This is a genomic window from Mesorhizobium sp. C399B (genome assembly GCF_030323185.1).
Lineage (GTDB): Bacteria > Pseudomonadota > Alphaproteobacteria > Rhizobiales > Rhizobiaceae > Mesorhizobium.
In genome coordinates, this window is the sequence record NZ_CP100472.1 from 2,205,378 (window position 1) to 2,220,046 (window position 14,669).

Annotated in this window: 13 protein-coding genes; 10 read left to right on the forward strand and 3 right to left on the reverse strand. The window is 63.9% G+C overall.

Going from position 1 to position 14,669, the window contains the following annotated elements:
* Positions 1–29 precede the first annotated feature (29 nt).
* The gene (locus NLY36_RS10410; protein ID WP_023698654.1) at positions 30–515 is read right to left on the reverse strand and encodes a hypothetical protein; all 486 of its coding nucleotides are present in this window, start codon (positions 513–515) and stop codon (positions 30–32) included.
* 175 nt (positions 516–690) lie between these two features.
* Here NLY36_RS10410 and NLY36_RS10415 point away from each other — a divergent pair, with 175 nt between their 5' ends.
* Positions 691–1,056, forward strand: coding sequence for a RidA family protein (locus tag NLY36_RS10415; protein ID WP_023735102.1), 366 nt, complete (start codon positions 691–693; stop codon positions 1,054–1,056).
* 104 nt (positions 1,057–1,160) lie between these two features.
* Positions 1,161–2,387 carry an amidohydrolase/deacetylase family metallohydrolase gene (locus tag NLY36_RS10420; protein WP_023735103.1) on the forward strand — a complete coding sequence of 409 codons (1,227 nt, stop codon included), beginning with the start codon at positions 1,161–1,163 and terminating at the stop codon, positions 2,385–2,387.
* Between the two features lie 154 nt (positions 2,388–2,541).
* On the opposite strand, the gene NLY36_RS10425 is transcribed toward NLY36_RS10420, so the two are convergent.
* Entirely contained in the window at positions 2,542–4,332 is a 1,791-nt protein-coding gene (locus tag NLY36_RS10425) for a flavin-containing monooxygenase (protein WP_023735104.1), read from the reverse strand.
* 402 nt (positions 4,333–4,734) lie between these two features.
* Here NLY36_RS10425 and NLY36_RS10430 point away from each other — a divergent pair, with 402 nt between their 5' ends.
* The 6 genes from NLY36_RS10430 (at position 4,735) to NLY36_RS10455 (ending at position 12,940) form a co-directional block, all read left to right on the forward strand.
* Positions 4,735–4,824, forward strand: coding sequence for a K(+)-transporting ATPase subunit F (locus tag NLY36_RS10430; RefSeq protein WP_023669708.1), 90 nt, complete (start codon positions 4,735–4,737; stop codon positions 4,822–4,824).
* Between the two features lie 18 nt (positions 4,825–4,842).
* Complete coding sequence (gene kdpA / locus NLY36_RS10435; protein WP_023699137.1) at positions 4,843–6,546, forward strand: potassium-transporting ATPase subunit KdpA; 1,704 nt, start codon at positions 4,843–4,845, stop codon at positions 6,544–6,546.
* A gap of 232 nt (positions 6,547–6,778) precedes the next feature.
* Positions 6,779–8,872, forward strand: coding sequence for a potassium-transporting ATPase subunit KdpB (kdpB, locus tag NLY36_RS10440; protein WP_023735105.1), 2,094 nt, complete (start codon positions 6,779–6,781; stop codon positions 8,870–8,872).
* 12 nt (positions 8,873–8,884) lie between these two features.
* On the forward strand, positions 8,885–9,451 hold the full coding sequence (gene kdpC, locus NLY36_RS10445) for a potassium-transporting ATPase subunit KdpC (RefSeq protein ID WP_023735106.1): 567 nt from the start codon (positions 8,885–8,887) through the stop codon (positions 9,449–9,451).
* 67 nt (positions 9,452–9,518) lie between these two features.
* Positions 9,519–12,251: a DUF4118 domain-containing protein gene (locus NLY36_RS10450; RefSeq protein WP_286461865.1), complete on the forward strand. Its 2,733-nt coding sequence runs from the start codon at positions 9,519–9,521 to the stop codon at positions 12,249–12,251.
* Positions 12,248–12,940: a response regulator transcription factor gene (locus tag NLY36_RS10455; protein ID WP_023735108.1), complete on the forward strand. Its 693-nt coding sequence runs from the start codon at positions 12,248–12,250 to the stop codon at positions 12,938–12,940. The genes NLY36_RS10450 and NLY36_RS10455 overlap by 4 nt, the downstream gene beginning before the upstream one ends.
* A 15-nt stretch (positions 12,941–12,955) precedes the next feature.
* On the opposite strand, the gene NLY36_RS10460 is transcribed toward NLY36_RS10455, so the two are convergent.
* Positions 12,956–13,546, reverse strand: coding sequence for an invasion associated locus B family protein (locus tag NLY36_RS10460; RefSeq protein ID WP_023669715.1), 591 nt, complete (start codon positions 13,544–13,546; stop codon positions 12,956–12,958).
* A gap of 218 nt (positions 13,547–13,764) precedes the next feature.
* Here NLY36_RS10460 and NLY36_RS10465 point away from each other — a divergent pair, with 218 nt between their 5' ends.
* Both NLY36_RS10465 and NLY36_RS10470 read left to right on the forward strand, forming a co-directional pair.
* Positions 13,765–14,067: a hypothetical protein gene (locus NLY36_RS10465; protein ID WP_023683090.1), complete on the forward strand. Its 303-nt coding sequence runs from the start codon at positions 13,765–13,767 to the stop codon at positions 14,065–14,067.
* A 122-nt stretch (positions 14,068–14,189) separates the two neighbouring features.
* Positions 14,190–14,666 carry an NUDIX hydrolase gene (locus NLY36_RS10470; protein WP_023669717.1) on the forward strand — a complete coding sequence of 159 codons (477 nt, stop codon included), beginning with the start codon at positions 14,190–14,192 and terminating at the stop codon, positions 14,664–14,666.
* Positions 14,667–14,669: the final 3 nt, after the last annotated feature.

Genomic DNA, 14,669 nt, shown 5'->3' on the forward strand with positions numbered 1-14,669 from the left:
AAGGCCGGCAGTAGCATAAGCGGCAAGACTCAGATCCCCAAGGGATGTGGCATGTAGCCGACGAAGCCGCCGATCTTCCAGTGGCCCGCCACCTTCCTGCAAAAATACAGCGTCTGCCATTTCAGCTTGTCGACGCTGCCATCGGCCTTGGCCACCGAGCCGTTGAACTTCTTGTGCAGCACGGCGCGGTCGCCATCGACGTCGATGTCGCGCATGTTGGTGACGCGAAACAGCGCCTCGCGCAGCGGCTCGGCGAATTCGGTCGCCGCCGTCTCCTTGGCCTGGCGCAGCCATTCGTCGCGATAGACGGCAAGGCTCGGGAATTGCAGACGCCAGGCGTCGGCATCGCTGAGGAAATGCGCATGCATGCCGAAGAAGCTGTCGGCGAGGAAATTATCCTCGACCATCGACCAGTCCTGACCGATAAAGGCGTCGATGTCGCGCCGCACCAGCATTTCCCAGAGCGCGTGACGATCGGCATCGCCCTCTGGAAACGGGTTCTTGTCGAAGGTCATTGAAATCTCCTGTCGGGAAAATGCGACGCGCAAGATGCTGGCGAGCCTGCGATAAAGCAACACGCGTTTGGAAAAATGTTGCTTTCCAAAAAGCCCCCTATGAGGATCACCGGGACAGGCGTAGAGCGGTCGGCGAAAACGGGGCGCGGCCCGCCATTCTGAACAGGAGTTTCCCTTGCCCAAAGAGTGTTTTGGAACATCCCACGTGCCGCTGTCGCCGGCCGTGCGCGCCGGGGATTTCGTCTACATCTCAGGTCAGGTGCCGGTCGACGGCGACCGCATCGTGGTCAAGGGCGGCATCACCGAGCAGACCGAGCAGGTGCTGCAGAATGTGAAGGCGGCACTCGCGCTGGCCCGTTGCACCATGGACGATGTCGTCAAGACCACGGTCTGGCTCGAGGACGCGCGCGACTTCGGCGCCTTCAATGCCGTCTACGCCAAGCACTTCCCGAAGAATCCGCCGGCCCGCACCACGGTCGAATCGCGGCTGATGATCGACATCAAGATCGAGGTCGAAGCCGTCGCCTACCGGCCGGTTTGACCAGCCGGGGCATGATCCCGAAAAGTGGAGACGGGGTTTTCTCGGACAAACGGAAACCGTTTTGTCCAGAGATCATGCCCCAAAACGAAGAGAGGCAGGCGCCGATGCAGTTCGATCTCCTGATCAAGGGCGGCCGCCTGATCGATCCGGCCTCGGGCCTGGACGCGCCGCGCGATGTCGCCGTTGCGGGCGGACGCATCGTGGCCATCGAGGCGGCGATCGATGCCGAGCACGCCACCGAGATAGTCGACGCTCGTGATTGCATCGTCACGCCCGGCCTCATCGATTTGCATAGCCATGTCTATTGGGGCGGCACCTCGCTGGGCGTCGACGCCGACCGGCTGGCGGCCAAGAGCGGCACCACGACCTTCATCGATGCCGGCAGCGCCGGCGCCGGCAATTTTCTGGGCTTTCGCCGCCATGTCATCGAGCGCTCGAAGGTGCGCATCCTGGCCTATGTCAACATCTCCTTTGCCGGCATATTCGGCTTCTCGCAAAGCGTCTCTGTCGGCGAATGCAGCGATCTCAGGCTCTGCGAGCCACGCGAGACGGTGGCCGCGGTGCGCGAGCACGCCGGTGTCGTCGTCGGCGTAAAAGTGCGCTCCGGCAAGCATGCCGGCGGCACCAGCGGCATCGCGCCGGTGGACCTCGCGCTGGAAGCCGCCGACCGGGCCGGCCTGCCGCTGATGGCGCATATAGACGAGCCGCCGCCCGGCCGTTCCGAGGTGCTGCCGCGCCTGCGCAAGGGTGACATCCTCACGCACTGTTTTCGCCCGTTCCCCAACGCGCCGGTGTTCGCTTCCGGCGCGGTGCGGCCGGACATGCGGCTGGCCCGCGAACGCGGTGTCATCTTCGACATCGGCCACGGCATGGGATCGTTCGACTTCGCCGTGGCGAAAGCGATGCTGGCCGAGGGCCTCGCGCCCGACGTCATCTCCAGCGACGTGCATCTCTACTGCGTCGACGGTCCGGCCTTCGACATACTGGTCTGCATGTCGAAGCTGATGGCGCTGGGCATGCCGCTGGTCGAGGTGCTGCGCGCCGCCACGCAAAGGCCAGCCGAGGCGATCGCCAGGCCGGAGCTTGGGACGCTGAAAGTTGGCGGTGTCGGCGATGTCGCGGTGCTGAGACTGCGCCCCGGGCGCTTTACCTTCGTCGATGCGGTCGGTGCGGCGCTGATCGCGGATCAGCGGCTGGTCTCAGAAGGCATTGTTATCGGCGGTGTCTGGTGGCCGAACGAGGCGCCCGACCACAACGAGACCGAGCGCTTCGAGCCGCATGCGGCACATACGCATGTCGAGGTCGCGGCACGGCATTTCGGGCGTGGATAATCTCCCTCCTTGAGGGGGAGATGGCCGGCAGGCCAGAGGGGGTCGGTTCGACCGGACGCAAGCTCCTCGCGGCAGCTGGAGGTCAGCGCTCCACGCGCGGCGACCCCCTCTGTCGCCTTCGGCGACATCTCCCCCTCGAGGGGGGAGGAGATCGCTAGCGCCCTGCGTTACTCACCGCCCCAAACACCGGCGTCGCAATCCCTTCCATCCGCGCCTTGATCTGCAGCGCCACATATTTCGAGTAAAACCGCGACAGCGCCAGATTGCCGCCGTGGAACCACAGCGCGTCCTGCGCCGTCGGCTTCCACATGTTGCGCAGCTCGCCTTGCCAAGGACCGGGATCGCCCTTGACGCCGGAGCCGAGGCCCCAGCATGGCCCGACCTTGTCGGCGACCTCGCGCGAGACGATGGCCGCCACGGTCTCGTTCATCGACTGGTAGCCGGTACAGGCGACGATCGCATCGACGGCCAGCTCGCTGCGGTCGTCGAACAGGATGCCGGTCGGCGTCAATGAACTGATGCCGACGCCGCTCTTCACTTTGATCTCGCCATTGATGATCAGTTCGCAGGCGCCGACATCGATGTAGTAGCCGGAGCCGGTGCGGTAGGCCTTCATCAACAGCCCGGTCTCGTCCTCCCCGAAATCGATGGCGAAGCCGGCGGCGCGTAGCTGGTCGTAGAAGTCTGCGTCGCGTGCCTTGATCACCTCGTAAAGATCCCGCTGGCCCTTGGGTACAAGCGCGAACGGCGTGGACGCGACGATCAGGTCGGCCTTGTCGGTGCTGATGCCGCGCGCCAAAGCCTTTTCCGAGAAGATCTCGAAGCCGACTTCCATCAGAGTGTCGGATTTCACCACTGTCGTCGGCGACCGCTGGATCATGGTGACGTCTGCGCCGCTCTCCCAGAGGTCGACGCTGACATCGTGCCCCGAGCTTGCCGCGCCGATGACAGCGACACGTCTGCCGCGGAATTTCTCGCCGCTTGCATACTGGCTGGAATGCAGGAGTTCGCCCTTGAAGGTCTCGGCGCCGGGCAGCGCGATCTGGCGTGGCGGGCCATAGGCGCCGGTGGCAAAGACAATGTGCTTCGGCTTCAGCGTGATCTGCCGGCCGACGCGGTCGACCACCACAGTCCACACCTTCTCGGCCTCGTCATAGCTGGCGCTGAGGCATTTGGTGGCGACCCAGTAGTTGAGCTCCATCACCCTGGTGTACATCTCCAGCCAGTCGCCCATCTTGTCCTTGGGCGTGAACACCGGCCAGTTCTCCGGGAACGGAATGTAGGGCAGATGGTCGTACCAGACCGGATCGTGCAGCACGAGCGAGCGATAACGGTTGCGCCAGGAATCGCCGGGGCGCGCATTTTTCTCGATGATGATGGTGGGCACACCGAGCTGCCTCAGCCGCGCGCCGAGCATGATGCCGCCCTGCCCGCCGCCGATCACCAGGCAATAGGGCTGCTCGGTGGCGCCGAGGTCGCGCGTCTCGCGCGCCCGCGCCTCCGCCCAGGTTTCGCGCTTCGGATCGGCCTTGTGACGGATACCAAGCGGCCGCGCCGGTCCCTTTTGTTCCTCGAACCCCTTGAGCTCACGCACCGCCGTGAACAAGGTCCGGCAGCGGCCGTCCGTAAGGCGCACAATCCCTTCGCCCCGCGCGACCGCCGTTTCGAACGTGAACCAGGCCTCGACGGTGCCCTCATCCGAGGTCGCCTCGCCGGACAGCGTCCAGTGTGAGGGCTTCGCTTCCGCCAGCGTCGCTTGCAGCATGTCGCGGATCTCATCGCGGCCTTCCATCGTGGTGATGTTCCAGGTGAAAGCCAGCAGATCGCGCCAGTAGCAATCCTCGACGAACAGGTTGGCGGCCGCCTCGGCGTCATCAGCTTCCAGCGCCCGTGCAAGCGCGCAAAGCCATGTCGCCGCCTGTTTCGATGGTGCCATGTCGAGCATCTGTTTTTCCCTCGTTTTGCGTTCCCATTGTTTCGAAAGACGGAGCCGCCGCAAGAGGGGTCGCGATATCATGGCGTCGGTTTCTAGCGGCCCGGAACGGAGCCATCTCCCGGAAATCTTTATAGGAATTTTATATCTTTCCTCCCGGCCCCGTCTCGAACCTTTATGGCGATCGGGTCCATATTCCATCTCGAGCAAAACGCTGCGGACGCCGTGACCCCAGAGTTACGGCGGGCCGTTCTCATGGAATTTCTGGCTCGCCAGTCGCTGGCGCCAAATACAAGCAGAAGCAAGGACCAACACAAATGGACATCGTCGTCATCGGGATCGAGGTTTTGTTCTTCGGTCTTTCCCTCGCCTACATCAAAGCTTGCGACGCTCTTTAAGCGGAAGGATCGCACCATGCTTGTCGATTACATCCTCGGTGGCGGCGTGACCTTGTTCCTGCTCGTCTACCTGACATACGCCCTCGTTCGCCCAGAACGCTTCTGAAGCAAGGCACGGAAACCCATGACACTCAACGGATGGATACAGATCCTGGTTTATTGCGGGATCGTCGTTTTGCTGGTGAAGCCGCTCGGCGGCTACATGTACCGCGTCTTCAATGGCGATCGCACCTTTCTCTCGCCCATACTCGGGCCCGTTGAGCGCGGCCTCTACCGCATTTCGGGAACCAGCGAGCGCGAGGAGCAGCACTGGACGACCTACGCGGCAGGAATCATCTTCTTCAGCCTTGCCAGCTTCCTGGTGCTGTACTTTCTGCAACGCCTGCAGGGCGTCCTGCCTTACAATCCGGCCGGGATGGCATCGGTCGAACCCAATCTCGCCTTCAACACTGCCGTCAGCTTCGTCACCAACACCAACTGGCAGAATTACGGCGGCGAAAGCACGTTGTCCTACCTCGTGCAGATGGCCGGCCTGACTGTTCAGAACTTCATGTCCGCCGCCGTCGGCATTGCCATTGCGGTGGCGCTGATCCGCGGCTTCGCCCGCGCCTCGGCCAAATCGATCGGCAATTTCTGGGTCGATATGACCCGCTGCACGCTCTACATCCTGCTGCCGCTCAGCATCGTGCTCACCCTTGTCTATGTCTGGCTCGGCATGCCGCAGACGCTCGGGCCTTATGTCGACGCCACCACGCTGGAGGGCGCCAAGCAGACGCTCGCCCTTGGGCCGGTCGCCTCGCAGGTCGCCATCAAGATGCTCGGCACCAATGGCGGCGGCTTCTTCAACGCCAATGCCGCGCATCCTTTCGAAAACCCCGACGCCATCTCCAACATGATCCAGATGGTGACGATCTTCGCGCTGGGTGCTGCACTCACCAACGTCTTCGGCCGCATGGTCGGCAACCAGCGCCAGGGCTGGGCGATCCTGGCCACGATGGGTGTGCTGTTCATCGCTGGCGTCGTTATCTGCTACTGGGCGGAAGCCGCGGGCAATCCGCTGGTCCATGCGTTGGGCGTCGACGGCGCCAACATGGAAGGCAAGGAGAGCCGCTTCGGCATTGCCGCTTCGGCACTATTCGCCGTCATCACCACGGCTGCGAGCTGCGGTGCGGTGAACGCCATGCATGACTCGTTCACAGCACTTGGCGGCCTGGTCCCGATGCTCAACATGCAGCTCGGCGAAGTCATCGTCGGCGGCGTCGGCGCCGGCTTCTACGGCATCGTCATGTTCATCGTCATCACCGTGTTCGTCGCCGGCCTGATGGTTGGCCGCACGCCCGAATATCTCGGCAAGAAGATCGAGGCCAAGGAGGTCAAGATGGCAATGCTCGCCATCCTCGCTCTGCCGTTGGTCATGCTGGTCTTCACGGCAATAGCGGTCGTGCTGCCAAGCGCCGTCGCCTCGATGGCCAATGGCGGTCCGCATGGCTTCTCCGAGGTTCTTTATGCCTACACTTCGGCGGCGGCCAACAACGGCTCGGCCTTTGGCGGCCTTTCCGGCAACACGCCCTGGTACAACATCACGCTCGGCATCTCCATGTGGGTGGGTCGCTTCTTCGTCATCATTCCAGCGCTTGCCATTGCCGGCTCGCTAGCGACGAAGAAGACGGTTCCGGCTTCCGCCGGCACCTTCCCGACCGACGGCCCGCTGTTCGTCGGCCTGCTCGTCGGCGTCATCCTGATCGTCGTCGGCCTGACCTTCTTCCCGGCACTGGCGATCGGACCGATCGTCGAGCACCTGGCTGCCATCAACGGCCAGACATTCTGAGGCTTGTCATGTCCTGGTTCTACCCAAAACGCATGAAGGCCCGGCCGCGAGCCGGCCCACGAGCCGGCAATGAGGGGGAGGAAACGCCCCCTCCCTTCCCCAGCGTATCTACCTTCCTCGGCCTCGCGGCAGTCATGATCGTGATCTGGCTGCTGGCCTATGGTCCGCCGCCCCTCTTTTCGGCATCCGATCGGTCGGTGCCGGCCAACAGTTCAGATACTGGAGCCACCAAATGAGCCAGTCCAAATCCGCGAGCATCATGGATGCCCGCATCCTGTGGCCGGCCATCGGCGGCGCCTTCAGGAAACTCGACCCCCGCACGCTGGTCAGGAACCCGGTGATGTTCGTCGTCGCCATCGTCTCGCTTCTTACCACGGTCCTGTTCGTCAAGGATCTCGCCACCGGCGGCGGCGATTTCGGCTTTACGCTGCAGATCATCATCTGGCTGTGGTTCACCGTGCTGTTCGCCAACTTCGCCGAGGCCGTCGCCGAAGGCCGCGGCAAGGCGCAGGCCGATTCGCTGCGCAAGGCGCGCACCGAAACCCAGGCCAAGCTGCTTGCCGGCGAAGACCGCTCCAGGTTCAAGCTGGTGCCCGGCACCAGCCTGAAGGTTGGCGACATCGTGCTGGTCGAAGCCGGCGACATCATCCCGTCCGACGGTGAAGTGATCGAAGGCGTGGCCTCGGTCAACGAGGCGGCAATCACCGGCGAGTCCGCACCCGTCATTCGCGAATCCGGCGGCGACCGTTCGGCGGTCACCGGCGGCACGCAGGTTCTGTCCGACTGGATTCGCGTGCGCATATCAGCCGCCTCCGGCCACACCTTCCTCGACCGCATGATCTCGCTGGTCGAGGGTGCCTCGCGCCAGAAGACGCCCAACGAGATCGCGCTCAACATCCTGCTCGTCGGCATGACGCTGATCTTCGTGCTGGCCACCGCCACGATCCCTAGCTTTGCCTCCTATTCCGGCGGCTATATCCCGGTGACGGTGCTGGTCGCGCTGTTCGTCACCTTGATCCCGACCACCATCGGCGCCCTGCTGTCGGCCATCGGCATTGCCGGCATGGACCGCCTGGTGCGCTTCAACGTGCTGGCCATGTCCGGCCGTGCCGTCGAAGCGGCAGGCGACGTCGATACGCTTTTGCTCGACAAGACCGGCACCATCACGCTCGGCAACCGCCAGGCCACCGAATTCCGCCCGGTCAAGGGCGTCACCGAACAGGAACTGGCCGATGCCGCGCAGCTCGCCTCGCTCGCCGACGAGACGCCTGAGGGACGCTCGATCGTCGTGCTGGCCAAGGAGAAATACGCCATCCGCGCCCGTGACATGGCAACCTTGCATGCCAGCTTCGTGCCCTTCACCGCGCAGACCCGGATGAGCGGCGTCGACATCGATGGCTCGTCGGTGCGCAAGGGCGCCGTCGATACGGTTCTCGCCTATGTCAGCCAGTCGACATCGGCCACTCACGGCACGCGCCCCGGCAGCGACACCGTCAAGGATCTCCAGGCGATCGCCGACGAGATCGCCAAGTCGGGCGGCACGCCGCTGGCCGTCGAGCGTGACGGCCGCCTGCTCGGCGTCGTCCACCTCAAGGACATCGTCAAGGGTGGTATCCGCGAGCGCTTTGCCGAACTGCGCAAAATGGGCATCCGCACCGTGATGATCACCGGCGACAATCCGATGACTGCGGCGGCGATCGCAGCCGAAGCCGGCGTCGACGATTTCCTCGCCCAGGCCACGCCCGAGGACAAGCTGAAGCTGATCCGCGACGAACAGGCCAAGGGCAAGCTGGTCGCCATGTGCGGTGACGGCACCAACGACGCGCCGGCCTTGGCGCAGGCCGATGTCGGCGTCGCCATGAACACCGGCACGGTTGCCGCCCGCGAGGCCGGCAACATGATCGACCTCGATAGTGACCCGACCAAGCTGATCGAGATCGTCGAGATCGGCAAGGCGCTGCTGATGACGCGCGGCTCGCTGACGACCTTCTCGATCGCCAACGACGTCGCCAAATACTTCGCCATCATCCCGGCCATGTTTGCCGTCTTCTACGTTGCGCCGGGACATACAATCGGCCCCCTGCAAGCGCTCAACATCATGCATCTGGCGACGCCGCAGAGCGCCATCCTGTCGGCCATCATCTTCAACGCGCTGATCATCATCGCTCTGATCCCGCTGTCGCTTAAAGGCGTCAAATACCGCGCCATCGGCGCCGGCGCGCTGCTCAGCCGCAACCTGCTGGTCTACGGCCTCGGCGGCATCATCGTTCCCTTCGCCGGCATCAAGGCGATCGACATGATCGTCACCGGCCTCGGCCTCGCTTAAGGAAATACGTCCATGCTCACTCAGATAAGACCCGCTGTTATCATGATCGTCTTTTTCACCGTTTTGACCGGCCTGATCTATCCCCTGGGCATGACCGGCATCGCCCAGGCGCTGTTTCCGCACCAGGCCAATGGCAGCTTGATCGAGAAAAACGGCACGGTCATCGGCTCCGAACTGATCGGCCAGGGCTTTGCCGACGACAAGTATTTCCATGGCCGCCCCTCGGCTGCCGGCGACGGATACAACGCCGCAGCGTCCAGCGGCTCCAATCTCGGTCCAACCAACCCCAAGCTGATCGACCGCATCAAGGGCGATGTTGCAAAGCTGAAGGCGGAGAACCCGAACCGGCCGGTGCCGATGGATCTGGTGACGACGTCCGGCAGCGGCCTCGATCCCGCCATCAGCCCGGACGCCGCCTATTTCCAGGTCGCTCGGGTGGCTAAGGCCAGGGGCTTCGACGAAGCCAAGGTCAAGGCGCTTGTCGACAGCCATGTCGAAGGCCGCGAACTCGGCTTCCTCGGCGAGCCGGTCGTCAATGTGCTGGCGCTCAACCTGGCACTGGACGATACCAAGCAGTGAGAGACAATCTCTGAAGCCAGGGGCCGGGGATCGACACGATCCTCGGCGCCGTTCATGATCGAGCCTGATGCCGGACGCCAGAAGCAACGATACCAGACCCTCTCCGGACGCGCTGCTCGAGCATGCGGAACGGGAAGAGCGCGGCCGTCTGCGGATATTTCTCGGCGCTGCCCCCGGCGTCGGCAAGACCTATGAAATGCTGATGGCCGGCCGCGCCAGGCTGGCTGACGGCGTCGACGTAGTGGTCGGCGTCGTGGAGACCCACGGCCGCAAGGAAACACTGGCGCTGGTCGAAGGCTACGAGGTGATCCCGCGCCAGAAGGTCGACTACAGAGGCCGCGTGCTGGACGAGATGGACATCGATGCCATTCTCGCCCGCCGGCCGGCGCTGGTGCTCGTCGACGAACTCGCCCACACCAATGCGCCCGGCAGCCGCCACCCCAAGCGCTATCTCGACGTCCAGGAAATCCTGACGCGCGGCATCGATGTCTACACCACGCTCAACATCCAGCATGTCGAGAGCCTGAATGACGTGGTGGCGCAGATCACCCGGGTCAGGGTGCGCGAAACGGTCCCGGACTCCATCATCGACCAGGCCGATGACATCGAGATCATCGACCTCACGCCCGACGACCTGATCAAGCGGCTGAAAGAGGGCAAGGTCTATTTCCCCAACACTGCCCAGCGCGCAGTCGAAAACTATTTCTCGCCGGGCAATCTGACCGCGCTTCGGGAATTGGCGCTGCGCCGCACCGCCCAGCGCGTCGACGAGCAGTTGCTCAACCACATGCAGTCGCACGCGATTCCCGGCCCTTGGGCGGCGGGCGAAAGGGTGCTCGTCTGCGTCGATGCGCGTCCGGGCGGAGCGTCTCGTGTCCGCTATGCGCGCCGGCTGGCCGACCGGCTGCGCGCACCGTGGACGGCGCTGCATGTCGACACGCCGCGTTCGGCCGCCATGTCGGAGGAAGACAAGGACCGGCTGGCCACGCTCTTGCGCCTGGCCGAGCAGCTCGGCGCCGAGGTGACGACCATTCCGGGCCAGAACGTCGCCCAGGACATCGTCCGCCACGCCACAGTGAACAATTTCACCCATATCGTCGTCGGCAGGCCGACCCGCTCGCGCTGGCGCGAACTGATCGAGGGTTCGCTCACCTACGATCTGATCCGCAATGCCGGCGATATCAGCGTCCATGTCATTTCAGGAACGGAGCGCGACAACGAGGCCACGTCGAGGGTCAAGGCGGCGGCCGAGCAGACGCCATTTCAAATCTGGCCTTATCTTTTCTCGACCGTCTATGTCGCCGGCGCGCTTGCCGTCAGCGCCGTCCTCGATCAGTTCCTCGACGTTCGCAACCTTGCCAGCGTGCTGCTGCTGGCGGTGCTGACATCGGCAGTGACCTTTGGCCTGTGGCCGGCGCTGTACGCCTGTTTCCTCAGCGCCATTGCCTTCAACTTCTTCTTTCTCGAGCCGCGCTACACGATGACGATCCGCGATCCGGAGAGCATCGTTGCCTTCGCCGTCTTCCTCGTCGTTGCCGTCATCGCCAGCAATCTGACGGCGCGTGTGCAGCGTCAGGCAGCCGCCGCCCGTTCACGCGCCCGGGCGACCGAGGACATCTACCTCTTTTCCAAGAAACTCGCCGGCGCGGGCACGCTCGACGACGTTTTGTGGGCCACCGCGTTCCAGATCGCCTCGATGCTGAAGCTGCGCGTGGTGCTGCTTTTGCCGGAAGAAGGCACGATCACCGTCAAGGCCGGTTATCCCCCCGACGACACGCTGGCCGAGGCCGACATCGCGGCTGCACGCTGGGCTTGGGAACACAACCGGGCTGCCGGCCGTGGCGCCGATACCCTGCCCGGGGCAAAACGGCTCTACCTGCCCTTGCGGACCGGCCGTACCGCCATCGGCGTCGTCGGCCTCGACAATGACAAGCAGGGGCCGCTGTTGACGCCCGAGCAACAGCGCCTGCTCGACGCGCTGGCCGACCAGGCGGCGGTTGCCATCGAGCGCATCCAGCTGGTCGCCGATGTCGATCGCGCCAGGCTGGCGGCCGAGGCCGACCGCTTGCGCTCGGCACTGCTGACGTCGATCTCGCATGATCTGAAGACGCCGCTGGCGGCCATCATGGGCGCGGCCGGCACGCTCAGGGAATTTGCGCCGGCACTGCCCGAGGACGATCGGGCCGAGCTGCTGACCACCGTGCTCGACGAGTCCGAACGGCTGAACCGCTTCATCGCCAATCTGCTCGACATGACCAAGATTGAATCGGGCGCCATGGAACCGAATTTCGCCCTGCACTATGTCGGCGATGTCGTTGGCTCGGCCTTGCAGCGGGCACGCAAGATCACTGCCGGGCACAAGACCGAGGTTGATATTCCGGCCGACCTGCCGATGCTGAAGCTTGATCCCGTGCTGTTCGAACAAATGCTGTTCAATCTGCTCGACAATGCCGCGAAATACGCGCCACAGGGATCGACAATCCGGCTGCAGGGCTGGGCCGACAATGGCTCCGTCGCGCTGCAGATCATGGATGAGGGACCGGGCATTCCGCCCGCCGACCTGGAGCGCGTCTTCGACAGCTTTTACCGGGTGCGCAAGCGCGATCAGGTCCAGGCCGGCACCGGGCTCGGCCTGTCGATCTGCCGGGGCTTCATCGAGGCGATGGGCGGCACGATCATGGCGGCGAACCGCAGCGATCGCCCGGGCGCAGTCTTCACAATCCGCATGCCGAAGCCGGCACGATCGCCCGGCCTGGACGAACGGAACGCGGACGGGCAAAACTCTGGTGATCCGGCATGACAAATTCCAACGTCAGCATACTGGTCGTCGACGACGAGCCGCCGATCCGCAAACTGCTGCGCGTCGGCCTCGGCAGCCAGGGCTATGCGGTCAGCGAAGCGCCCAACGCCAAGGCTGCGATCGAACTCGTCGATGCACAAAAGCCGGATCTGATCCTGCTCGACCTCGGCCTGCCCAGCATGGGTGGCCTCGATCTCCTGCGCAAATGGCGCGGCGACGGCCTCGACGTGCCCGTGGTCATCCTGTCCAGCCGCACCGACGAAGCCGGCATCGTCGCGGCGCTGGAACTCGGCGCTGACGACTACATCACCAAGCCGTTCGGCATGAACGAACTGGTCGCCCGCATCCGCGTCGCGCTGCGCCACCGATTCCAGCAGCAGGGCGAAAAGCCGGTGTTTCAGACCGGCGATCTCTCGGTCGACCTGGTCAAGCGCATCGTCAAGGTCGAAGGCAAGGAGATAAAGCTCTCCCCCAAGGAATACGACATATTGCGTATTATGGTGCAGCATGCCGGCAAGGTGCTGACCCACCATTTCCTGCTGAAGCAGGTGTGGGGCGATTCGACCGACGTGCAGTATCTCAGGGTCTATGTCCGCCAGCTCCGGCAGAAGATCGAAAAGTCGCCCGACCAGCCGCGCTACATCACCACCGAGACCGGCGTTGGGTACCGGCTGCGCGAGGTTGAGTGACCGGACGTTTTCCGCTCAGTCCGCCGAGAGTTCCGCGGTCCGTGCCAGTGCGCCGCCGAACCCGTTGAGCGGGATGGTGAAACTCACCGCTTGACCGGTGTCGGCCGCGAAGGCGTCGATCTTCAGCGTGGTGGCTGCCTTGAGCAGCGGCGTGACGCTGGCATCGAACGCCACCGGCACCAGGCAGCCGACGGCCTGGCAGGTGTTGAACGGCAGGCTGCCTTCCAGCTTCTGGTCGTCGATGGTCAGGCTGACTCCTTTGGCGAGCGCCAGGCCGAACGGCAGCGCCAGCGTTCCGGCGGCATCCTCGCCGCTCTTGCTCGACAGCTCGATCGCCAGCAGGCGCTGGTTGGACTGCTTGTTGAACTGCTGATGCGACAGGCTGCAAACCTTGGCCGTGCCGGTTACCTGGCAATTGACCGTCCAGTCGCCATGTGTCTCGGACAGCGCCGAGGCGCCGCCAGGCAATGTCGGGCCGGCAGCAGGGGCGGGCGCTGCGGCGGCAGGCGCCGCCTTGTCGGTCTTGGTTTGCGCCGCGACTGCCACCGGGCCAAGAATACAGATGCTGCCCAGTAGCGCCGCGAAATATACTTGCCGGCTTTTCATCAATATGCTCCCGATTGTGCCTCGAGTCAGCCGCGATTGAGCCCGAGATCCGCGCCCGATAGAGCGGTCAATCGATCTTTTCTGTCAAGTGCGGCCGGGCCGCTTCCTCAGGGATTTCGCCAACCCGTGGCAGATCGGCCCATGGCAGACCGGCCCATGGCAGATCGAGACGAACGCCCTATATAGAGAGGAGGTTATATCTGTACGGGAATGAACTGATGTCGACGCTTCGCCTATCGACAGTTCTCATGTCGGCAATGCTGGCGGCGGCAACGCTCGCCGGCATCATGCAATCTGCTGCGGCCCAGTCCGTCAATCCCAGCGCCAACCGGCTGATCCAGCAGAACCAGCTGCAGCAATTGCGCAACAGCCTGCAGCGGCAGCAGTTCCAGCAACAGCAGCAGCAATATCGCGAGCAGGACCGTCGGATCGTGCCGCAGCCGCGCCCCGAAGTGCCCGTCGTCCGGCAAGCTTGTCCGATTCAGATCGTCAACAACCAGATTGTGCGTGTTTGCCGTTGATATCGGTCGCTTGCGATTTACTTAGTCGACTTATTTACTAAAAATGCCTCATTGCCTCGCGGGCATATCAGGGGTTTGCAGGCGGCGTGCGGCGGTGCGCCCGCCGACCGGATTTTCAGCACATGGCGACGACCAAGAAAAAGGCGGTACGCAAGGCAAGGCGAGGCGAACGCATTCGCCAGGTCGCCGCCATTCCCTTTCGCCTGGACGTTTCAGGCAATTTCGAAGTGATGCTGGTGACGTCGCGAGCGACGAAGCGGTTCATCGTGCCCAAGGGCTGGCCCATGAAAGGCAAGAGCGGGCGCAAGGCCGCCACCATCGAGGCGCGCGAAGAAGCCGGCGTGCTCGGCAAGACCCGCAAGGCGCCGGCCGGCAGCTATTCCTATTGGAAACGGCTGGAGCACAATTTCGTGCGCGTCGACGTCGTCGTCTATCTGTTGGAGGTGTCCGAGGAACTGGCCAACTGGCAGGAGGCCAAGAGCCGCCAGCGGGCATGGCTCAAGCCGCAGGACGCGGCGTTGCTCATCGATGAGCCGGATCTCTCGACGCTGATGGCCAACCTGGCGCCGCCTCAGCCGGCAGTGCCGGACCCGGCCTGACCA